The sequence below is a fragment of the Curtobacterium sp. P97 genome, assembly GCF_023712445.1.
In the GTDB taxonomy this organism is placed as follows: Bacteria; Actinomycetota; Actinomycetes; order Actinomycetales; family Microbacteriaceae; genus Curtobacterium.
Map to the genome: position 1 here is coordinate 1 of NZ_JAMAYF010000022.1, position 21,287 is coordinate 21,287.

General features: G+C 73.2%; 21 protein-coding genes. 15 read left to right on the plus strand and 6 right to left on the minus strand.

Annotated elements, in window-relative coordinates; all coding sequences use genetic code 11:
• Positions 1–59 precede the first annotated feature (59 nt).
• Entirely contained in the window at positions 60–1,463 is a 1,404-nt protein-coding gene (locus M3677_RS16335) for a nucleobase:cation symporter-2 family protein (protein ID WP_251161068.1), read from the minus strand.
• Between the two features lie 197 nt (positions 1,464–1,660).
• Positions 1,661–2,647: an aldo/keto reductase gene (locus M3677_RS16340; protein ID WP_209684829.1), complete on the minus strand. Its 987-nt coding sequence runs from the start codon at positions 2,645–2,647 to the stop codon at positions 1,661–1,663.
• A 95-nt stretch (positions 2,648–2,742) separates the two neighbouring features.
• Here M3677_RS16340 and M3677_RS16345 point away from each other — a divergent pair, with 95 nt between their 5' ends.
• The 8 genes from M3677_RS16345 (at position 2,743) to M3677_RS16380 (ending at position 10,346) form a co-directional block, all read left to right on the plus strand.
• Positions 2,743–2,976: a hypothetical protein gene (locus tag M3677_RS16345; protein ID WP_066657355.1), complete on the plus strand. Its 234-nt coding sequence runs from the start codon at positions 2,743–2,745 to the stop codon at positions 2,974–2,976.
• A 119-nt stretch (positions 2,977–3,095) separates the two neighbouring features.
• Entirely contained in the window at positions 3,096–3,644 is a 549-nt protein-coding gene (locus tag M3677_RS16350; protein ID WP_251161069.1) for an acyl-CoA thioesterase, read from the plus strand.
• A 42-nt stretch (positions 3,645–3,686) separates the two neighbouring features.
• Entirely contained in the window at positions 3,687–4,271 is a 585-nt protein-coding gene (locus tag M3677_RS16355) for a YdeI family protein (protein WP_066657359.1), read from the plus strand.
• An 83-nt stretch (positions 4,272–4,354) separates the two neighbouring features.
• The gene (locus M3677_RS16360; protein ID WP_251155606.1) at positions 4,355–5,236 is read left to right on the plus strand and encodes an aldo/keto reductase; all 882 of its coding nucleotides are present in this window, start codon (positions 4,355–4,357) and stop codon (positions 5,234–5,236) included.
• A gap of 155 nt (positions 5,237–5,391) precedes the next feature.
• A complete protein-coding gene (locus M3677_RS16365) occupies positions 5,392–5,973 on the plus strand; it encodes a PadR family transcriptional regulator (protein ID WP_251161070.1) in 582 nt (193 codons plus the stop codon).
• Complete coding sequence (locus M3677_RS16370) at positions 5,970–6,704, plus strand: ABC transporter ATP-binding protein (protein WP_209684824.1); 735 nt, start codon at positions 5,970–5,972, stop codon at positions 6,702–6,704. Before M3677_RS16365 ends, M3677_RS16370 begins: the two co-directional genes overlap by 4 nt.
• Complete coding sequence (locus M3677_RS16375; RefSeq protein WP_251161071.1) at positions 6,701–9,481, plus strand: FtsX-like permease family protein; 2,781 nt, start codon at positions 6,701–6,703, stop codon at positions 9,479–9,481. The genes M3677_RS16370 and M3677_RS16375 overlap by 4 nt, the downstream gene beginning before the upstream one ends.
• Before the next feature lie 100 nt (positions 9,482–9,581).
• On the plus strand, positions 9,582–10,346 hold the full coding sequence (locus M3677_RS16380; RefSeq protein WP_066657389.1) for an SGNH/GDSL hydrolase family protein: 765 nt from the start codon (positions 9,582–9,584) through the stop codon (positions 10,344–10,346).
• A gap of 148 nt (positions 10,347–10,494) precedes the next feature.
• Here the strand turns inward: M3677_RS16380 and M3677_RS16385 are convergent, their stop codons facing one another.
• Complete coding sequence (locus M3677_RS16385) at positions 10,495–11,160, minus strand: SDR family oxidoreductase (protein ID WP_251161072.1); 666 nt, start codon at positions 11,158–11,160, stop codon at positions 10,495–10,497.
• A 131-nt stretch (positions 11,161–11,291) separates the two neighbouring features.
• Here M3677_RS16385 and M3677_RS16390 point away from each other — a divergent pair, with 131 nt between their 5' ends.
• The 4 genes from M3677_RS16390 (at position 11,292) to M3677_RS16405 (ending at position 14,853) form a co-directional block, all read left to right on the plus strand.
• A complete protein-coding gene (locus tag M3677_RS16390; protein WP_251161073.1) occupies positions 11,292–12,443 on the plus strand; it encodes a PQQ-dependent sugar dehydrogenase in 1,152 nt (383 codons plus the stop codon).
• Between the two features lie 75 nt (positions 12,444–12,518).
• Positions 12,519–13,424 (plus strand): helix-turn-helix transcriptional regulator, encoded by a 906-nt coding sequence (locus M3677_RS16395; protein ID WP_066657399.1) that lies wholly within the window; start codon positions 12,519–12,521, stop codon positions 13,422–13,424.
• Positions 13,421–13,648, plus strand: coding sequence for a hypothetical protein (locus M3677_RS16400; protein ID WP_066657403.1), 228 nt, complete (start codon positions 13,421–13,423; stop codon positions 13,646–13,648). Before M3677_RS16395 ends, M3677_RS16400 begins: the two co-directional genes overlap by 4 nt.
• Positions 13,649–13,671: 23 nt before the next feature.
• Positions 13,672–14,853 carry an MFS transporter gene (locus tag M3677_RS16405; RefSeq protein ID WP_066657406.1) on the plus strand — a complete coding sequence of 394 codons (1,182 nt, stop codon included), beginning with the start codon at positions 13,672–13,674 and terminating at the stop codon, positions 14,851–14,853.
• A 9-nt stretch (positions 14,854–14,862) separates the two neighbouring features.
• Here M3677_RS16405 and M3677_RS16410 read toward each other — a convergent pair whose 3' ends face one another.
• Both M3677_RS16410 and M3677_RS16415 read right to left on the minus strand, forming a co-directional pair.
• On the minus strand, positions 14,863–15,834 hold the full coding sequence (locus M3677_RS16410) for an NAD(P)-dependent oxidoreductase (RefSeq protein WP_251161074.1): 972 nt from the start codon (positions 15,832–15,834) through the stop codon (positions 14,863–14,865).
• A gap of 144 nt (positions 15,835–15,978) precedes the next feature.
• Positions 15,979–16,464, minus strand: a complete 486-nt coding sequence (locus M3677_RS16415; protein ID WP_251161075.1) for a DUF4126 family protein — start codon at positions 16,462–16,464, stop codon at positions 15,979–15,981.
• Positions 16,465–16,561: 97 nt separating this feature from the next.
• Between M3677_RS16415 and M3677_RS16420 the strand changes: the two genes are divergently transcribed.
• The 3 genes from M3677_RS16420 to M3677_RS16430 all read left to right on the plus strand — a co-directional run bounded on the left by M3677_RS16420 (position 16,562) and on the right by M3677_RS16430 (position 20,483).
• A complete protein-coding gene (locus M3677_RS16420) occupies positions 16,562–17,203 on the plus strand; it encodes an SDR family oxidoreductase (protein ID WP_066657413.1) in 642 nt (213 codons plus the stop codon).
• 154 nt (positions 17,204–17,357) lie between these two features.
• Positions 17,358–18,602, plus strand: coding sequence for a DUF2254 domain-containing protein (locus tag M3677_RS16425; protein ID WP_251161076.1), 1,245 nt, complete (start codon positions 17,358–17,360; stop codon positions 18,600–18,602).
• Positions 18,603–18,635: 33 nt separating this feature from the next.
• Positions 18,636–20,483, plus strand: coding sequence for a BCCT family transporter (locus M3677_RS16430; RefSeq protein WP_209684820.1), 1,848 nt, complete (start codon positions 18,636–18,638; stop codon positions 20,481–20,483).
• Positions 20,484–20,548: 65 nt separating this feature from the next.
• On the opposite strand, the gene M3677_RS16435 is transcribed toward M3677_RS16430, so the two are convergent.
• On the minus strand, positions 20,549–21,250 hold the full coding sequence (locus M3677_RS16435; protein WP_066657422.1) for an SDR family oxidoreductase: 702 nt from the start codon (positions 21,248–21,250) through the stop codon (positions 20,549–20,551).
• Between the last annotated feature and the right edge of the window lie 37 nt (positions 21,251–21,287).

Below are 21,287 nucleotides of genomic sequence, written 5' to 3' on the forward strand. Positions count from 1 at the left end.
CGGCGGCGGCGCGCCGGGCGCGGCGCGGCGGCGGCGCGGCCCGCGCGGCGCGCGGCGCGTCAGGACCGGCCGCCGCCGACCGTCGCGACCGGCGCCGTCGAGCGCACCGCGTCGTACGACCCCACGGCGGGGTCGGCGCCGTAGCGCTCCCGCAGCCCGCGCGACCCGAGCAGCAGGTTGAGCAGGATCGCGGCGATCGCTCCGGCCGAGATGCCCGAGTCGAACACGAGCGTGAACCACGTCGGGAACGCCCCGTAGATCTCCGGCGCGACGGTCGGCAGCAGCGCGATCGCGAGCGGCAGCGCCACGACGAGCACGTTCCGGTTGTCGAACCGCACCTTGGAGAGCGTCCGGATGCCGCTCGCCGCGACCATGCCGAACAGGGCGACCCCGGCACCGCCGAGCACCGCGTGCGGCACCGCCTCGACGACCGCTGCGACCTTCGGCACGAGCCCGAGCACGACGAGCATGCCGCCGGCGGCCGTCGCCACGTACCGCGAGCGCACCCCGGTCAGGGCCACCAGCCCGACGTTCTGCGCGAACGCCGTGTACGGGAACGTGTTGAAGACGCCGCCGAGCACGGTACCGAGGCCGTCGGCCCGCAGTCCGTCGGCCAGCGTGCGGCGCGACACCGGACGGTCGACGACCTCGCCGACGGCCACCATGTCGCCCGTGGTCTCGGTCATGATGACGAGCCCGACGACGAGCATCGACACGATCGACGCGAGGTCGAACGTCGGCAGCCCGAAGTGGAACGGCGTGACGACGGCGAACCAGGCGGCGTCGCCGATCCCCGACCCGGCGACCATGCCGGGGACGAACAGCGCCGCGACGGTGCCGAGGACGAGCCCGAACAGCACCGAGACCCGCGCGAGCCCGCGCGGCGCGAAGCGCTCGACGAGCACGACGGCCAGCAGCACGCCGGCCGCGAAGGCCACGTCGAGCGGATCGGCAGCGCCGTCCTCCCCACCGTCGGTGATCCACCCGGCGGCGACGCTCGTGAGCGAGACGCCGATGATCAGGATCACGGTGCCGGTGACGATCGGCGGGAACAGCCGCACGAGCTGCGAGAACCACGGCGCCACGAGCACCATGAACACCCCGCAGGCGATCGTCGCCCCGTAGACCGCGGTGATGCCGTGCGCACTGCCGATCGCGATCATCGGACCGACGGCGGCGAAGGTCACGCCCTGCACGAGCGGCAGGCGGACCCCGAAGCGCCAGAAGCCGACGGACTGCACGATGGTCGCCAGCCCGGCGACGAACAGGTCGGCGCTGATCAGGAAGGCCAGGTCGGCCCGGTCGAACCCGAGCGCCCCACCGACGATGAGCGGGACGGCGACCGCCCCGGCGTACATCGCCAGGACGTGCTGCAGGCCCAGCGGCAGGAGCCGACCGAGCGGCGGGACCGTGTCCACCCCGTCCGGTCCGGTGGTCGTGCGTGGTGGTGTCGTGCTGGTCATGGTGCCCCCGTCGCGGTGCCGGTCACGTGTCACCTCGACGCTAGGGAGCCCCTGTTTCCGCCCCGTGACGAGCACGGGTCGCGCGCGTCACGCACCGCGACCCCGGAACGCGCGTTCCGGAGCGACCGCCGACACCGTGACGAACGGGAGGCGCGGCGTCGGCCGACACCGCGCCTCCCGTCCGTCTCCTGGTCGCGTCAGCGACCGATGGACGACATGTCGGGGTACCGGTCACCGGTCGGCACGGGCAGCGCCGACAGGCGCGCGAGCTGGTCGGCGGAGAGCGTCACGTCGGCGGCGCCCACGTTCTCCTCGAGCCGCGAGACCCGCTTGGTGCCGGGGATCGGCACGACGTCGTCGCCCTGCGCGAGGAGCCAGGCGAGCGCCACCTGCCCGGGCTTCGCGCCGACCTCGTCGGCGATCGCCGTGACGGCGTCGACGATCCGCATGTTCTCGGCGAACGCCTGCTCCGCGAAGCGGGGGTTCTGGCGGCGGAAGTCGTCCTCGTCCAGGTCGGACGGCTTGGTGATGGCGCCGGTCAGGAAGCCGCGGCCGAGGGGCGAGTACGGCACCAGGCCGATGCCGAGCTCGCGGAGGGTGTCGAGCACGTCGCCCTCCGGGTCGCGCGTCCACAGCGAGTACTCGCTCTGGAGCGCGGTGATCGGGTGCACGGCGTGCGCCCTGCGGATCGTGGCGGCGCTCGCCTCGGAGAGCCCGATGTGGCGGATCTTGCCCTCCTGCACGAAGCCGGCGAGCTGTCCGACCACGTCCTCGATCGGGACGGCCGGGTCGACGCGGTGCTGGTAGTAGAGGTCGATGTGGTCGGTGCCGAGGCGGCGGAGCGAGCCCTCGAGCGCCTCGCGGACGGACTCGGGTGCGCTGGAGATGCCGCGCTGCTGCGTGGGGGTCTGCTCGCCGGCCTCGTGCCGGTAGAGGCCGAACTTGGTGGCGATGACGACCTGGTCGCGGCGGTCGCCGAGGGCACGACGGAGGAGCTCCTCGTTCGTGTACGGGCCGTAGGCCTCGGCGGTGTCGAAGAGCGTGACGCCGAGGTCGATCGCGCGGTGGATCGTGCGGATCGACTCGTCGTCGTCAGTGCCGGCGCCCGTGTAGAAGGCGCTCATGCCCATGGTGCCGAGGCCGACGGAGCCGACCTCGAGGTCTGCGAGCTTGCGTGTCTGCATGGGTGCAGGTCTACTCCTGCCGGCACCTCGTCAGGGAGGTACCGGCACGGCTACGCTGAGGGCACGGACAGTGTCCGCGACGGAAGGGGAACGTCATGACCGTGGTCTGGATCGTCATCGGCCTCGTGGTGGTCGTCGCCGCCCTGCTCGTCGTGCTCGAGGTGCAGAACGCCCGGCGTCGGAAGGCCCTGGCGCACCTGGAGCCCGTCGACCCGCGCGTCGGGGAGCGCGCGATGTCCGAGGCATCCGGGGAGCACGCGATCATCGAAGGCGTGGCGAAGTCGGCACACCCGGGGATCAGCGGCGCCGGGGGCGGCCCGCTCGGCTGAACCGCCCCGACCAGGCGGTTGCAGGTTCCGCTGCACGGTGTTGCACTCGACACCGGACGCGCTCGTGCGGTTCCTCCAACGGGATCGGACGCACAGCCCGGCACTGGTGTGATCGACCCGTGAACCTGTACCTCCGGCTCTTCCTCCTCGGCCTGCGCCTCCGGCTGGCCGCCCTGCGACCGGGGCGGCGCCCCTCGCTGTGGGACGAGGCCCGCACGCCCTTCCGCGTGCTGCCGACGGACCTGGACACGCTGCGGCACATGAACAACGGCCGGTACCTGACGCTGATGGACCTCGGCCGCTACGACCTGCTGTACGGGTCCGGCTTCTGGCAGGAGTCCGCCCGCCGCGGCTGGTACGCCGTCGTCGCTGCGCAGACGATCACGTACAAGCGCTCCCTGACGCTCGGGGAACGTTTCACCCTGCACACCCGGGTGCTCGGCGTCGACGAGCGCGCCGTGTACATGGAGCAGACCTTCGTCCGGCAGGGCGCGGTCGTCGCTCGGGCGGTCGTCCAGGCACGGTTCCTGCGGCGCGAGGGCGGCCAGGTGACACCCGACGACGTGGTGGCCGCGGCGGGCGGCGCGGCGCGGGACCTCACGCTGCCCGGCTGGGTGCACGAGTGGGCCGACGCCGTGCGGATCAGCAGCGGCGGCGGCGTTCGCTGACCGGTCCGCCCGCGGCCGCGGTGCCCGTCCTACGATGACGGCGTGGACGACGACGACCTGGTGCTCCCCGACGCAGCCGCCTGGCGTGCCTGGCTCGACGAGCACGAGGACGATCCCGACGGCGTCTGGCTGGTGCTCGCCAAGAAGGGCACGACGGAGCCGACGTCGCTGACGTACGACCAGGCGCTCGACGAGGCCCTGTGCTCGGGGTGGATCGACGGGCAGAAGCGCGGCCGGGACACGGCGACCTTCCGGCAGCGCTTCACCCCGCGCCGCCGGGCGTCGCTCTGGTCCCAGCGCAACATCGGGCTCGTCGCGGCACTCGAGGACGCCGGCCGCATGCGCCCACGCGGTCGCGCCGAGGTCGACCGCGCGAAGGGCGACGGACGGTGGGACCGCGCCTACGCCGGAGCGGCGACCGCCACCGTGCCCGACGACCTGCGGGCCGCGCTCGACGCCGCACCCGCTGCGGCCGCGCTGTTCGCCGAGCTCGACGCGACGAACCGGTACGCCGTGCTGCACCGGGTCGTCACGGCACCGAGCGTCTCCGCACGGGCGAACCGGATCGCGAAGCTCGTCGCCGGGCTCGCGACCGGCGAGACGCCGTACCCACGCCCGGGTCGTTGACCAGGGCCCCCGCGCTGCCCGTCGCACGCGCCAGGGGGACACCGATCCAGCAACGGGTCACTCCACGGGCGTAGACCGGGGTCATGACCACTGGTACCGACACCACGAACCGTCCTGCCGCCGCCTCGGGCACGTTCCGCATCGGCGGTGACCTCGAGGTCCACCGCCTGGGCTACGGCACCATGCAGCTCACCGGCCCGGGCGTCTGGGGGCCGCCGAAGGACCACGACGAGGCCGTCCGTGTCCTCAAGCGCGCGGTCGACCTCGGCGTCGACTTCTTCGACACGGCCGACTCCTACGGCCCGTACGTCGCCGAGGAGCTGCTCCGTGAAGCCCTGCACCCCTACGGCGACGACATCGTCATCGCGACCAAGGCCGGCCTGACCCGCACCGGCCCGAACGAGTGGCCGCCGGTCGGCCGCCCGGAGTACCTCCGCCAGGAGGCCGAGATGAGCCTCCGCCGCCTCGGCCTCGAGCGCATCGACCTGTTCCAGCTGCACCGCATCGACCCGAAGGTCCCGCTCGAGGACCAGATCGGCGAGCTGAAGAAGCTGCAGGACGAGGGCAAGATCCGCCACATCGGCCTGTCCGAGGTCTCCGTCGACGACGTGAAGGCCGCGCAGGAGCACGCCGAGATCGTCACCGTCCAGAACCTCTACAACCTGCAGAAGCGCGACGCCGAGGAGCTCCTCGACTGGTCCGAGGAGCAGGGCATCGGCTTCATCCCGTGGTTCCCGCTCGCGACCGGTGGACTGACCGGCGAGGACTCGCCGCTCACCGAGATCGCGCAGCGCAAGGGCGCCACGCCGGCACAGCTCGCGCTCGCGTGGCTGCTGAAGCGCTCGCCCGTGATGCTGCCGATCCCGGGCACCTCGAGCGTCGACCACCTCGAGGACAACATGCAGGGCGCGACGATCGAGCTCACGGACGAGGAGTTCGCGGAGCTGTCGAAGCTGGGGGAGTGACCCCACCAGGCACCGGACGGGAGGCCCGTGGCGACACCGCCACGGGCCTCCCGTCACGTCTCGTGACCACTTCGTGACCCGCCCGGGCTTGTCGGGGGCTACCCGGTATGTGCATACTCGGTATGTCCGAGACGGACCGACACGGGGGAGTCACGATGAGCGTCAAGATGGGCGTACTCGCGCTGCTGGTGGGAGGACCCGGGTACGGGTACCAGCTCCGGGGCGAGTTCGAGCACCGCACCGGGGGGAGCTGGCCGCTCAACATCGGCCAGGTCTACACGACGCTCGACCGTCTCGAACGGGACGGACTCGTGGCCCGCGGCGACGCCGACGACGACGGACACGTCGTCTACACGGCGACCGACGCGGGCCGCGAGGAGGTCGCACGCTGGTTCAGCGAGCCGGTGCCCGCGAAGCGCGGTCGCGACGAGCTCGCGATCAAGTTCGCGCTCGCCGTCACGGTCCCCGGCATCGACGTCCCTCGACTGGTGCAGGTGCAGCGCGCCTCGGCGATGCGTGCACTGCAGGACCTGACGCGGCTGAAGCGCTCCGCCGACCCGTCGGAGGACCTGGCGTGGTCCCTCGTCCTCGAGTCGATGGTCTTCCAGGCCGAGGCCGAGGTCCGGTGGCTCGACCACGTGGAGACCTCCGTCGCGCGGTACATGCCGCCGGCGGCACATGTACCGAAGGCACCGGTCGAGCCCATCGCCGACACGGCACACGAGGGCGTCCGATGAGCGCCGCCGACTCCGATGCGCTCCTCACCCTCGATGCCGTCAGCGTCCAGTACGGCTCCGGTGAGCGATCCGTAACCGCACTGGCGGGTGTCGACCTGACGATCCGACGAGGAGAGATGGTCGCCGTGATGGGGACCTCCGGGTCCGGCAAGTCGACCCTCCTCGCGTGTGCCGGAACGCTGCTGCCGCCCACCAGCGGCGAGGTGCGCATCGGCGGCGAGTGGGTCTCCGACCGCCCGGCGCGGGAGCTCGCGGCGCTGCGTCGACGCCTCGTGGGGTTCGTGTTCCAGGACTTCAACCTCATCCCGTCCCTCACGGCGGTCGAGAACGTCGCCCTCCCGCTCGAGCTCGACGGGTGGAAGGCGAGCAAGGCCCGCCGCGCGGCCGAACTCGCGCTCGAGAACGTCGAGCTCGGTGACCGCGCCGACGCCTTCCCCGACGACCTGTCCGGCGGGCAGCAGCAACGCGTCGCCATCGCCCGTGGCGTCGTCGGTGACCGGCGACTGGTGCTGGCGGACGAGCCGACCGGTGCGCTCGACTCGCAGACCGGCGAGGTGGTGCTCCGGATGCTCCGCCGGCACGTCGACAACGGTGCGGGTGCCCTGCTCGTGACGCACGACGCACGGCACGCCGCCTGGGCGGACCGGGTCGTCTTCCTGCGCGACGGTCGGGTCGTCGACGAGACGGTCTACGCCGGCGTCGAGTCGCTCGTCGGCCGAGCAGCCTCGTGAGGCTCTGGCCGGCGCTCCGACTCGGTCGCCGCCTGGCCTTCGCGAAGACCGGCCGCGCGGTGCTGATCGTGTCGCTCATCGGCATCCCCACCGCGGGGTTCGCGGCGGCGGCCGTGGTCATCCAGTCCACACTGCCCACCGTGCAGGAGCAACTCCGGTACGACCTCGGCCACGCAGCCGCCCAGATGCGCCTGTCCGGCCCGGACCTGCCCGGGATGCGGCAGGACCCCCTGCAGTGGCAGCTGACCGACTCGGCGCGGGACAGCCCGGTGACGAGGGCGGACGAGGACTCCCCCTGGGCCGACCTGCTCGACCACGTGCCGGCGGGAGCCGAGGCGATCCCGGTCCGGACCACGCAGGTCGTCGTCGCCGGCCCGGGGGTGCCCGTCGCCGTCTCCGCGGACGAGGGAGCGACGTGGTCGCCCGACCTCGACGGACACTGGCACGTGCTGTCCGGCCGTGCACCGACCTCCCCCGACCAGGCGATGGTGACCCCCGCGACGCTCGAGCGCCTCCACCTGTCCGTCGGCGACACACTGACGGTGACCGATCCGGTCCGCGAGCGGTTCACCGTCACGGGCACCATGCGCGACGCCGCCTCAGGCCCGGGTGCCCAGGGGGTGTTCCTGCCGCCCGGGTCCCTGCCGGCCGAGCTCCCGTACTCCGTGCAGCGGGGTGGGTCGGACACGACCGTGTTCCTGCCCGAGGTCGCCCCGACGTGGTCGGAGATCCGCGCGCTCAACGCGCACGGGATCGTCGTCGAGTCCCGTCCGGTCGTGCTCGACCCGCCGGCGGACCGACTCGAGGGCGTCCCGACCGAGATGACCGTGAACGCGTACCTCGGTGCCCTGGCGCTGGTCGGGGTGTTCGCCGCCTTCGAGGTCGCACTGCTCGCCGGTGCCGCGTTCCTGGTCGGCACCCGGGCGGACACCCGCACGTACGCGATCGTCACGAGCCTCGGCGGTGAGCGCGGCTTCGTGCGGGCGGTCGTCGCCGGCTCCGGGCTGGTGCTCGGTCTCGTCGGCGCCGTGCTCGGGACGGCCCTGGGCACCGGGATCGGTGTGCTGGCGTTCCACCTGCTCGACGACGGCAACGTCGGGACCTGGCCGGGGCTGCACGTGCCGGCACTCGCCCTCGTCACGATCGCGGCGGTCGCCGTCGTCGCCGGGCTCGTGGCGGCCCTGGTCGCGGCACGTGCAGCGACCAGGATCGACGTCCTCGCGGCCCTCCGCGGGTCCCTGCGCCCCGCTGCACCCCGTCCCCGGGCGGAACGGCGGCGGCGGACCTGGGTCCCCGTGCTGGTCGTCAGCGGGACGGCGATGACACTGGCGTGCGGCGTCGGCGTGCTCCTGCTCAACGACCGACCCGTGCAGCAGGACCGGTGGGCCGTGCTCGCCGGCGTCGGGGTCGCGCTCGGGCCGTGCCTGGTGCAGCTCGGTGTGGCCCTCGCGTCGCCGTGGGTCCTGGCCGGCGTCGCACGGCTCTCGGCGCGCCTCGGTCTGTCCGCCCGGATCGCCGCGCGGGACGCTCGACGCAACCCGGTCCGCACGGTCCCGGTGCTCGCGAGCGTGATGAGCGTCGTGTTCGTCGCCTCGGTCGTGATCACGTGGAGCGCCTCGGAGCACGCCCGCTTCGTCCGGGGGTACGAGTACACGACCGCCGTCGGGGTCGCGACCGCGAACGTCTCGCTGACCGACCGCGACGGGTACAGCGACGGGTACGACGCCGCGGTCACCGACCGGGCCGCGCACGTGCTCTCCGGAGCGTTGGACGGCGTCCGGCTGCACGTGCTCGCCGTGAACCGCGAGGACGCCGGCAAGGAGCCGACCACGATCACCACGCCGCACGACTTCGTGCAGCGGGACTGCCAGACGTACGACACGACCGGTTGCGCGGGCTTCCTGCAGAGCGTCGGGAGCGGCGAGCCGCACATCGCGGCGGGGACGGTCGACGACTACGCCCTGCTCACCGGGCACCGTCCGTCCGCCGAGGTCCGACGGGCGCTCGAGGACGGCGAGGCCGTGTCGCTCTGGCCCGAGTACGTCCGCGACGGAGCGGTCCGCATCGACACCTTCCGGAACCGCACGATCGACGACACCGCGCAGCTCGAGGACACCCGCCCCGATGCCTCGACGACGATCCCGGCCGTCGTCGACGTGCAGACGCCACGGATCAAGGTCGGGGTCTTCATGACCCGGGACACGGCAGCGGCCCACGGGGTCCCGCTGGTCGACGGCCTGCTCGCGATGCACCTGCCGCAGGACCTGACCCCGGCGCAGTACGACGCGCTGTCGTCCGCGTGGCAGAGCGGTGGCGGCGCTGACCGGGAACGGTGGGGTGGTCCGGGCTTCGCCTACGAGCGCGGTCCGGTCGACGACCAGGCCGCCGTGCAGGCCCTCGTCCTCGCACTGGCCGCCGCCGTCACGATCGGTGCCACCGCCGTCGCGGTCGGGCTCGCCCGCTCCGACGGACGCCGGGACGACGAGGTGCTCGACGCGATCGGGGCGGGACCGGTCCTGCGGCGCCGCGTGTCGGCGTGGCAGGCGGCGATCCTCACCACGGTCGGCGCGGTCGTCGGCACGCTGCTCGGGTTGCTGCCGATCCGGGCGCTCACCCTGCGGTTCGACGGCGGCCCGACGGGGACCACGCACCTGCCGTTCGTGGCGGACTGGCCGGTGCTGGCGCTGCTCGCCCTCGGCCTCCCGCTCGTCGTGACGGCGGGCACCTGGGCGACCGCCGGACGCAGCTCCCGCCCGGTGGTGCGCCGTGCCCCGTGAGCCCGAACCTGAGAACGGCCGCGAGGACCCTCAGCGACGCTGCGCGTTCCCCAGGTCTGGGGCCTGGTCCCGGCGGGCGATCCGGAGGATACCTGTACCCGTGACCCGCACCACCCGTCTCGCCGTCGTCGCGAGCATCGTCTCCGCAGCCTGCCTCGTCGGGGCCGGCGTCTTCGTCGTCGCCGCACCCCACACGGCGAGCGCCGAGGACCGCCCCGTCGCCGCAGCAGCCGACACCCGCGTCGAACGCGGCACCACGGACCTCGCTCGTCCGAGCACGCCGGACCAGGTGGTCTCCGGAGCGCTCAGCACCCCGGCGCTGCCGGACGCCGTGCCGTTCGCGTACGCCGGCGACTCGATCACCGCCCGACCCGACTCGTGGCTGCACCAGCTGGAGTCCGACGACCGGCTGCGCGCCGTCGGCGGCTACGCGCACAGCGGGTACCGTGCCGACCAGGTCCTCGCGGAGATCGGTCCGGTCCCGCAGGCGCGCGTGCTCGTGGTCGAGGTCGGCACGAACGACGTCAACCAGGCCGTCCCGCTCGACCGGACGATCGCCGGTGTGGACGCGATCGTCCGCAAGGTCGGTGCGGCGCGGGTCCTCGTCGTCGCCGGTCCGCCGTCCGACTGGACGTGGAGCCGGTGGGGTGCCGACCGTCGCTCGGGTCAGATCGTCCTGACCGATGCGCTGCACGCTGATGCCGACGCCCACGGGTGGGCGTTCGTCGACCCGTTCCGCTCGCTCCGGGCGGCCGACGGGGCCTACGTGGCGGGGACGACGCCGGACGGCATCCACCCGACGGCCGAGGCGAACCGTTCGGTCGCCGCGGCGATGGCCGACGCGATCGAGCGCACCGCGCGCTGACGCTGCCGGCTCGGGCGCAGCGACGCACCGTGCGGCGGACGGGAGGCCCGTGGCGATCCCGCCACGGGCCTCCTCGCAGGCTCGGTCGGCGCGGCCCGCGTGACGCTGGCGCGTCACCGCTCAGCGGGCCGCGCCCGTCCGTCGTCGCTCACTCCGGCAGCGGCTCGGCGTAGGTCCGGAAGTCCCCGCGCTCGGTGTGGATGCTCCAGAGCCGCTCGGCGACCGCAGCCGACGAGTGGTCGTCCTGTCCGTCGTCGATGCCGAACGGGATGATCAGCTGACCGACGTGCACGTGCTCGTCGGCCACCGCGTCGTGGAGGAGCTGCGCGTAGGCGCTCTCGCCCGCGAACGCGACCGACGTGCCCGTCACCCGGGCGCCGGGTCGGACCGCGCTGCCGCCGTTGACGAAGAGGATCGTGCCCGTCCCGATCGCCCGCATGCCCGGGAGCACCTGGCGCACGGCGTTCACCGAGCCGTAGACCGAGAACTCCACCGGGCCGACCAGGTCCTCGGCGGTGGTCTCGAGCACCGGGCGCATGTACTCCTTCGCGGGCAGCGGGCTGTACTGCAGCACCTCGATCGGGCCGAGCTGTTCGGTGGCGGCCTCGAGCGCGGCGCGGAGCGAGTCCCCGTCGCGGACGTTCGCGGCGAAGCCCTGCGCGCGGTACCCCGACGACCGGAGCTCGGCGGCGAGCGCGTCGAGCCGGTCCTGGTTGCGGGAGATCAGGGCGACGTCGAAGCCCTCGCGGCCGAAGCGGTCCGCGACGGCGAGCCCGAGGCCGGCGCCGGCGCCGACGATGGCGATGGTGGTCATGCGGTGGTCCTTCCGTGGGTGTGGCGCCGACGGTAGGCCGCGGCGCGCAGCGGTGAGGGGTTCCGCCGGGAACCCCCAGCCGTTTCCCGACGGGGCCGTGTGGACTCGGGGCACGACCCGGGAGGATCACCGTGGACACCACCCGCACACGCCGCAGCCGCCGCACCTGGTCCGCCCTCGGGTTGGCCGCCGTGGCAGCCCTCGGCCTGACCGCCTGTTCGGACGACCGCGCGCCGACCGGTCCGGGCGACCCCGCCGGGCAGGGCAGCACCGCGAGCCCGCCCGCCGACCTCGCTGCCGGCCAGCTGGCGCCGGACGGCCGGACCACGGACGTCGTCTCGGGCCTCGAGGCGCCGTGGTCGGTGGTCCCCGTCGGCGACGACGGCGACGCGTTCGTCAGCGAGCGGGACTCGGCGCGCGTGCTCGAACTCCGGGCGGACGGGTCGACGCGGGAGGTCGGGACCGTCGACGGGGTCCGGCACGGCGGCGAGGGCGGACTCCTCGGCCTCGCCCTGCACGACGGGGACCTGTTCGTCTACTCGACCGCCGACGACGGCAACCGGATCCAGCGGTACGACCTGACCGGGGACACCGGCTCGTACCGGCTCGGTGCGGCGACGACGGTGATCGACGGGCTGCCCGCGAACACCTTCCACGACGGCGGGCGCATCGCGTTCGGCCCCGACGACATGCTCTACGCGAGCGTCGGCGACGCGGGGCAGCGGTCCGAGGCGCAGGACCGCGGCTCCCTGGCGGGCAAGATCCTGCGGCTGACCCCGGACGGCCAGGTACCCGACGACAACCCGTTCGACGGTTCGCCCGTGTGGTCGCTCGGGCACCGGAACGTGCAGGGCATGGGTTGGGCCGAGGACGGCACGATGTTCGCCGCGGAGTTCGGGGAGGACCGCTGGGACGAGCTCAACGTCATCGAGCCAGGGGGGAACCACGGGTGGCCCGAGGTCGAGGGCACCGGCGGCGAGGACCGCGGGTTCGTCGACCCGGTGCAGCAGTGGTCGACGGACGAGGCCTCGCCGAGCGGGCTGACCGTGATCGGCGAGACCGTGTTCGTCGCGAACCTCAAGGGGGAGTCCGTCCGCGCCGTCCCGGTCTCCGACCCGTCGAGCTCGACGGTGTACTTCCAGGGCGAGCACGGGCGCATCCGCACGGTGCTGCCCGGCCCCGACGACACCCTCTGGTTCGTGACGAACAACACCGACGGCCGCGGCGACCCACGCGACGGCGACGACCGGATCCTGTCCGTGCCGCTCACCAACGTGCGCTGACGGGAGACACCGTGCGCTGACGGGGGTTCCGGCAGCACCTCGTTGCGGATCCCGCACGGCCGTACCGTGGGGCGCATGGATCACCGTGACGAAGCCCGCGACTTCCTGTCCAGCCGTCGCGCACGCATCAGCCCGGAGCAGGTCGGCCTCCTGACTTCCGGCACCCGTCGGCGCGTCCCCGGACTGCGGCGCGAGGAGGTCTCCCGCCTGGCCGGCGTGAGCATCGACTACTACACGCGGCTGGAGCGCGGGAACCTGCAGGGCGTCTCCGACAGCGTGCTGGACGCCGTCGCCACGGCGCTGCAGCTCGACGCCGCCGAGCACGAGCACCTGCGCGACCTCGCCCGGCACCAGAACACCAGCCCCCGCCGGGCGGCCCGGTCCGTCCCGGTCGCCGCCGTGCGCCCGGAGCTGCAGTACCTGCTCGACGTCGTGACCGAGGCGCCCGCCATGATCGTGAACAACCGGCAGGACATCGTCGCCGCGAACACGCTGGGGTGGGCGTTGCACGCCGAGATCGTCACGGGCGACCGACCGATGAACTTCGCGCGGTACATCTTCCTCGACTCCAGGGCGCGCGACTTCTACCGTGACTGGGACCGCGCGGCGCACACGAACGTCGCGATCCTCCGGCGCGAGGCCGGTCGGGCCCCCGGAGACCGGGAGCTCGCGGCGCTCATCGGTGAGCTGGCGATGCGCAGCGAGGACTTCCGGGAACTCTGGGCGTCCCACGACGTGCGGCGGCACTACGCCGGCGTGAAGTCCTTCGACCACGGCGTGGTCGGACCGATCGAGCTGCACTTCCAGTCGTTGGAACTCACCGAGGACCCCGGCCTGTCGCTGACGATCTACCCAACGACCCCGGGCAGCGCGACCGCCGACGCGCTGCGGGTACTCGCGTCGTGGGCCGCAACGGAGCGGATCGCCGAGCGTGCCACAGGTCCGACGACGGCCGACGCGACGGGACAGGAGCTCGCGTGACCGACACCTCCGCCGTCGCCACACCACTGTCCGGGCGACCGGGGCCGTGGGCACGCCTGCGCTTCCGGTGGCAGGCCGAGCAGGAGGTCCACGAGCTCACCCGCGACCGGGAACACGAGCGACGGGTCCTCGCCGAGGCGGCCGTCCGCCTGCAGCCCGGCCCGTGGGCCGTCGGCCTGCTCCTCCGCCGTGATGCGGACACCGACCAGGGCACGTCCCGGTGAGCAGAGAGCAGGCTCCGGCGACCATGACCCGCGGCCGCACGCTGCTCTTCGCCGTCGCGGGCGGTGCGGCGGTGGGCAACCTGTACTGGGCGCAACCGCTGCTCGACGACATCGCCGCCGACCTCGGCACCTCGCCCGCGTCCGCGGGGTTCCTCGTCACGCTGACGCAGGTCGGCTACGCCCTCGGGATCCTGCTGCTCGTGCCGCTCGGCGACGTGGTCGACCGTCGTCGGCTGGTGCCGGGCGTGCTCGCAGCCTCCGCCGTGGCCCTGCTCGCGGCCGCACTCGCCCCGGGGTTCAGCGCCCTGCTCGTCGCACTCGCGCTGGTCGGCGCCACGACGGTCGCCGGACAGCTCCTCATCCCGCTCGCGGGCGACCTGGCCGACCCGGCGTCACGTGGTCGGGTGGTCGGGACGATCGCGTCCGGCGTGCTCACCGGCATCCTGCTGTCCCGGACCGTCAGCGGCGTGATCGCAGAGGTCGCCGGGTGGCGGAGCGTGTACGTCCTGGCCGCGGTGGTCGCGGTCGTGCTGGCGTTCCTGCTCGCGCGGGCGGTCCCGCGCCTGCCACGGCGCGAGCGGGTGCGGTACCCGCAGCTCATCGCGTCGGTGGTCGGAGTCGTCCGGGCACACCTGGCGGTCCGCGTGACGCTGGTCGTCAGCGCGTCGGTGTTCGCCGTGTTCACGATGTTCTGGACGGCGCTGACGTTCCTGCTCAGCAGCGCACCCTTCGGGTACTCGACCACCGCGATCGGCGCCGTCGGTCTGGTCGGGCTCGCCGGGGCGGTGGCGGCGCAGCGCGTCGGGCGGCTGCACGACCGCGGCTGGTCGGTCCCGGTCACCGGTGCCGCGCTCGTGCTGGTGCTCGTCTCGCTGGTGGTCGCGGGGCTGGGGGCGCGGTCGATCGTGGTCGTGCTCGTCGCGGTGCTGCTGCTCGACGTCGGGGTGCAGGCCACGAACGTGCTGAACCAGACACGGCTGTTCGCGATCGACCCCGCGGCTCGCAGCCGGTTGAACACGGCGTTCGTCACCGGGAACTTCGCCGGCGGCGCGGTCGGGTCGGCGATCGCCGGCGTGCTCTGGAACGCCGGCGGGTGGACCGCCGTGACGGTCGGCGCTGCCGTGCTGGTCGGCTTCGCGACGACGGTCTGGGCGGTGCACCGACGCGGGGCACTCGCGCTCCCGGGGCGCACCGCGTCGAGCTGACGGTCGGGATCAGGGCCGGAACGACTCCGGCACGTCGAGGTCGCCGTGCTCCGCCTGCCACCGCAGCGCATCGCGCACCGTCGCCGACGCCGTGTACGCCGGTGCGTACCCGAGGACCCGCCGCGGCTTCTCGGTGCTGAACACCTGGCTGCGGGACAGGTGCTCCCAGCTCGCGTCGGCGTGCTCCGGAGCCGTGGTCTGCCGGAACCGGTCCCAGTCGACGGACTCGAGCCGTGCCTCCCGGCCGGCCCACGACGCGACCAGGTGGGCGTACCCGCGCACCGTGAGCGCCGTCGGGGCGGTCGCGAAGAAGTCCTGCCCGGCGGCGGCGTCCCGCTGCTCGACCGCGAGCTGGAACAGCTGCGCGACGTCGTCGGCGTGCACGTGGGCCATCGACTCCGCGCCGAGGCCCGGGACCTCGACGACCTCGCCCGCGGCGAGCCGTTCGACCACCGTGGGGTCGAGGTTGCCGAGCGGACCGATCGGCATCCAGCCCGGACCGCTGATGTGCCCGGGGTGGATCGACGTCGTGACGACCCCGCCGTCGGCGGTCTCCTGCAGGAGCATCCGGGCGATGGCGTCCTTCTGCGTGCCGTACTCGCCGAAGGGCGGCGTGGCGGTCTCCTCGGTGATCGGCAGGACGTGCGAGACGCCGGCGCGCCAGATCGACCCGCAGTGGACCAGGTGGGTCCGGCTGCCGCGGAGCGCCCGGACGAGCTGCTCGGCCGACCCGAGCGTGAAGCAGACGAGGTCGACCACGGCGTCGGCGCCGAAAGCGGCGATCCGGTCGCCGAACGTGCCGTCCCGGTCCTCCTGCTCGCGGTCGGCGGTGATCCGCTCGACCTGCTCCCACTCGGGAGCCTCCGCGTACGGGCTGCTGGTGCCGCGCGTCACGACCCTGACGTGGTGCCCGGCGCGCACGAGGCGGGGGACCAGGAAGGTGCCGATGTGGCCGGTGGCTCCGATGACGACGATGTCCATGCGGGCCACGCTAGGCGCGCGTCCCCGTGTGCGGCAGGCCCTGCCGGTGCTCCCCGGCGGGCGGGACGGCGACGGACCGGACGCCGGACGGACGGGAGGCACGTGGCGGGTCCGCCAGGTGCCTCCCGTCCGGCGTCGGTCCGGTCAGGACCCGCTGACCACCTTGACGGAGCCGGCGATGACCGCCGCGTCCTCGGCGAGCGCGCCGACCGGGTCGGGCAGGCCGGAGCTGCTGAGGAGCTTGCGGGCGGCCCACCCGGCGAAGCTGCCGACGATCGCGCCGACGCCACCGAGGATCGCGCCCTCGAGTCGGAGGTCGCGCCGACCGGTCGTCCCGAGCGCCGCACCCGCGAACGCACCGGCACCGATGCGGCCGACCAGGCCGAGCGGCGAGATGCGGGCGGGGGCCTTCGGGGACTTGTCGCCGACGAGCTCGCCGATGGCGGACGCGACGAGCAGGCCGCGGCCGAGCGGCGAGCTGAAGGCCTTCCACTGCTGCCAGTCGCCCCGGACGGCCTTGTTGTCGTGGTTCAGCGCGAGGACGGCCAGCGGGGTGCTGCTCCGTCCACCGCTGAGGAACCCGAGTGCCAGGGTGCGGACCAGGGTGTGCTGCTCGTCGTGCTTGCTCATCGGTTCTCCCGTCGTGTCGCACCGGACGGTACTCGCCGGGCGCTGGGGGACGGACCCGCTCCCGCCCTTCCGAGCCGCACCGCGTACCGTCCGGGCCATGAGCAACGTCATCCTGTTCGGCGGCCACGGCAAGGTCGCACTCCTCGCCACCCGGATCCTCACCGAGCGCGGGCACCGCGTGACCTCCGTGATCCGCGACCCCGACCAGCAGGACGAGGTGCGCGCCCACGGCGGCGAGCCCCGGGTCGCCGACGTGCAGGAGCAGTCGCTCACCGACTTCGCCGACCTGGTCCGCGGGCACGACGCCGTCGTCTGGTCGGCCGGTGCCGGCGGCGGTTCCGCGGACCGCACCTGGGCGATCGACCGCGACGCCGCCGTCCTGTCCGTGCAGGGCGCCGCGCAGGCCGGGGTCGACCGCTACGTGATGGTCTCGTGGTCCGGGTCGAAGCTCGACCACGGGATCCCCCAGGACCAGGACTTCTTCGCGTACGCGCAGTCCAAGATGATCGCCGACGCCGTGCTCCGGGACTCCGGGCTGCAGTGGACGGTCGTCGCGCCGAGCACCCTGACCGACGACGAGCCGACCGGCTCGGTCGACTGGGACGGCTCGGCGTCGCAGGTCCCGCGCGGTGACGTGGCCCACGTGGTCGCGGACGTGCTCGAGGACCCGTCGACGGCCGGTCGGACCATCCGCTTCAACGGCGGCGACACGGCGATCGCCGACTTCCTCCGGGGCTGACCGCGTGGCGGACGCCCCCCGGTCGCTCACGCTGGAGATCGGGGACCACGAGCTGGTGATCCGGCTCGTGCGGCGCGTCCACCTCCGACGGATCGGGGGCCCCGTCACCGAAACGTCGCGAGACTTCTGACCACCGGGACGAACGGACCAGTCCATGCACGCTCTCCTCGTCCGCATCCGGGAGTCCTTCTGGTTCCTGCCGGCCGTGCTCGGTGTGGTGGCGATCGTCGCCGCGCAGCTGCTCGTCACCCTCGACCGCGAGGTCCTCGACGGGCGGGTCCCCGCGGTGCCGTTCCTCGACGCGCTGAGCGCCGGGGGCGGTCGGTCGATCCTGACGACGATCGGCACGGCGATGCTCACGGTCGCCGGGACGTCGTTCTCGATCACGATCTCGGTCCTCGCCACGACGTCCTCGACGTACGGCCCGCGGCTCGTGCGGAACTTCACGGCCGACCGGGCGAACCAGCTCGTGCTCGCGGCGTTCACGTCGACGTTCCTCTACGCGATGGTCGTGCTGCGGACGGTGCACACCGACGTCGACGACGGCGACCCGTTCGTCCCCGTCGTCGCGATCCACGTCGCGGTCCTGCTCGCCGTGCTCGACGTGGGCGTGCTCGTCTTCTTCATCCACCACATCGCGTCGAGCACGCAGATCACGTCGCTGCAGCGGCAGGTGCAGACCGACCTGCGTGCAGCGGTCGACGAGGCCTACCGGGACGGCGACGACGATCGACGGACGATCGCCCCCGTCGTCGTGCCCGAGGACGGGTGGTCCGCGGTCCGGGCTGCGGCCGACGGCTACGTGCAGTCGGTGGAGTGGCGCGCCCTGACGGCCTGGGCGGGCCGCAACGACCGTCTCGTCGACGTCGTCGCGACCCCGGGCCGGTACGTGATCCAGGGCGACGTCGTCGTCCGGGTCCGCGCGGACGGGGGCAGCAGGCCGACGGTCGACGCCGCCACCGCTCGGACGCTGCGCGCCGCGGTGGTCCTCGGCACCGCCAGGACGCCCGTGCAGGACGTCGAGTTCGCCCTGCAGCAGCTGGTCGAGATCGCCGTCCGCGGGCTCGCTTCCGGCTCGAACGACCCGTACACCGCGGTCAGCGCCCTGGACATGGCGACGCCGGTCCTGGTGCCGCTCTGGCGGGACCGGGCGGCCGTCACGGCGCTGCTCGGCCCGGAGGGAGCGCCGCGCGTCCTGCAGCACTGGCCGGCACCGGAGGACCTCGTGGCGGGCCTCTTCGCGACCGTCGGCCACTACGGCGCCGGGCAGCCGCTCGTCGAGCGTGCCGCCGACCGGCTGGCCGATCGGCTCGAGCAGCAGGCGTCCCAGCGGCGGCGCGGACTCGTCGCGACGATGCGTGCGCGGACCGTCGACCCCGGCCAGGACAGCCCCGCCTGAACGGTTCCACAGCACATCAGGCACCATGGACGGATGGCCACCACCAGACCACCCGCAACCGCATCCGATCAACTCCGGCCCGGTGAGCCGGTCCGCACCACCCCCCAGCTCGCTCGTTGGGTCTTCTGGCCGGCCGCCGTGATCGTGCTCGGCTTCGTCGCCTGGACCCTCATCGCGCCGTCGTCCGCCGAGGCCGTGTTCACCGCACTGCAGAGCGGGATCGTCCGCAACTTCAGCTGGTACTACGTGCTCATCGCGGCGTTCTTCGTCGGGTTCTCCCTGTTCGTCGGCTTCTCGAGGTACGGCGACATCAAGCTCGGCAAGGACCAGGACGAACCCGAGTTCTCCACCGGCTCGTGGTTCGCCCTGCTCTTCGCTGCGGGCATGGGCATCGGCCTCGTCTTCTACGGTGTCTCCGAGCCGCTCAGTCACTTCGCCTCGCCCCGGCCCGGTGTCACGGGCACCGAGAACCAGCTCGCCCAGCAGGCGATGACCCAGACCTTCCTGCACTGGGGCCTGCACGCCTGGGCCATCTACGTCGTCCTCGGCCTCGCCCTGGCGTACGCGATCCACCGCAGGGGCCGCCCGGTCTCGATCCGCTGGGCCCTCGAACCACTGCTCGGCAACCGCGTGCGCGGCGGGTGGGGCAACCTCATCGACGTGATCGCCCTGATCGGCACGCTGTTCGGTGTCGCGACCTCGCTCGGCCTCGGTGTCATCCAGATCGGTGCCGGCCTCGAGAGCGCGGGCCTCGCCGAGAGCAGCACCGTCAGCCAGATCGCCATCATCGCGGTCATCACCGCCGTGACGATCGTCTCCCTGGTCACCGGTGTGACCAAGGGCATGAAGATCCTCTCGAACTTCAACCTCATCCTCGCGGCGGCACTGCTGCTCTTCATCCTGATCGTCGGCCCCACGCAGTTCCTGCTCCGCGACTTCGTCCAGTCGATCGGTGCCTACCTGCAGAACGTGGTGGGCCTGTCCTTCAACGTCACCGCGCAGCAGGGCGCCGCGGGCGAGGAGTGGCAGGGCGCCTGGACCACGTTCTACTGGGGCTGGTGGATGTCGTGGGCCCCCTTCGTGGGCATCTTCATCGCCCGGATCTCGCGCGGTCGCACCGTCCGTGAGTTCGTCTTCGGCGTGCTGCTCGTGCCGACCGCCCTCACCTTCCTCTGGTTCGCCGTCCTCGGCGGTGCCGCGATCCACCAGGAGACCGACGGTACCGGCGGCCTCGTCGGCGCGGACGGCTCCGTCGACGTCGAGGGGTCGCTCTTCACGCTGCTCGCCGACCTGCCCGCGGGCGTCGTGCTGACGTTCGGCGCGATCCTGCTCATCGGTGTGTTCTTCGTGACGTCCTCGGACTCGGGGTCGCTCGTCATGGCGATGATCGCCTCGGGCGGTGACATCGAGCCGAAGAACTGGCTCCGCGTCTTCTTCGCGGTCGTCGCCGCCCTGCTCGCCGTCGCGCTGCTGCTGACCGGCGGGCTGAACGCGTTGAAGACCGCGGCGATCACCACGGCACTCCCGTTCAGCGTCGTGCTGCTCATGGTCTGCTGGTCCACCGTGATCGCCTTCAACCGGGAACGCCGGGCGTACGACAAGGCGGAGCGCGAGGTCCTGCTCGAGCACGTCGGCGCGTACTACGGTCTCGAGGTCGACGCACCGGAGCAGCGGCAGTCCGGTCGCCCCTGGGACCTGGTGCGCCGGATCCGCGGCGGCCGTGGGCGTTCCGCGTCGGCCGTCGGCGAGGTCAGCACCTCGCCGGACGCCTTCCCGGTGCACACGCAGACCGTCTCGCCGGACCCCGGCATCGACGCGACCCTCGACCCGGCGCCGGCGGACACGTCCGCCGACCGCCCGGAGGAGCGCCCAGGCTCCTGACGCGACCCGGTGACGGACGGGAGGCGCGGTGCCGGCTGGCACCGCGCCTCCCGTCCGTCCTGCCGTCAGCCGAGCTGCGCCGCGAGCACGTCCGGCGTCTGCTGGAGCGACGCCTTGACCATCGCGCTCCACTCGTCGACGACGACCTCCGCGAGCCCCTGCTCGACCCCGTCGAGCGACGCGCGTGCGACGTCGGCCGGGTCGGTCATGTGGCCGTCGTACCCGGCCATCATGTCGGTGTCGGCCGCGCCGAGGTGCAGCCCCTGGACCGTGATCCCGGCGTCGCGCAGCTCGAGCCGGACCGCGTTCGTCATGTTCCACTCCGCGGCCTTCGCCACCCCGTAGGCACCTGACCCCGGGTACGCGAACCAGGAGAGCGCGGAGAGCACGTTGACCACCGCGCCACCACCGTTGCGCTCGATGACCGGTGCGAAGGCCCGCAGCATCGACAGGGTGCCCCAGAGGTGGGTGTCGAGCAGCCGGTGCGCGTCGGCGAGGTCGTCGCGCAGGAGCGAGCCGGTCCCGGCGATCCCGGCGTTGTTGACGAGCAGCGTGACGTCCTGCGCGGCGGCAGCCGCAGCGGCGACCGACGTCTCGTCGGTGATGTCGAGCGGCAGCACCTCGACGCCGTCGATGTCGACGAGCTCGGGGCGGCGAGCGCTCGCGTAGACCTTCGACGCGCCGCGCTCGAGCAGCTGGGTGACGAAGCGGCGGCCGATGCCCCGGTTCGACCCGGTGACGAGTGCGACGGATCCGGCGATGTCCATGGTGTCCTCCTGCCTGGCGGGTCCTTCCCGCTGCGGC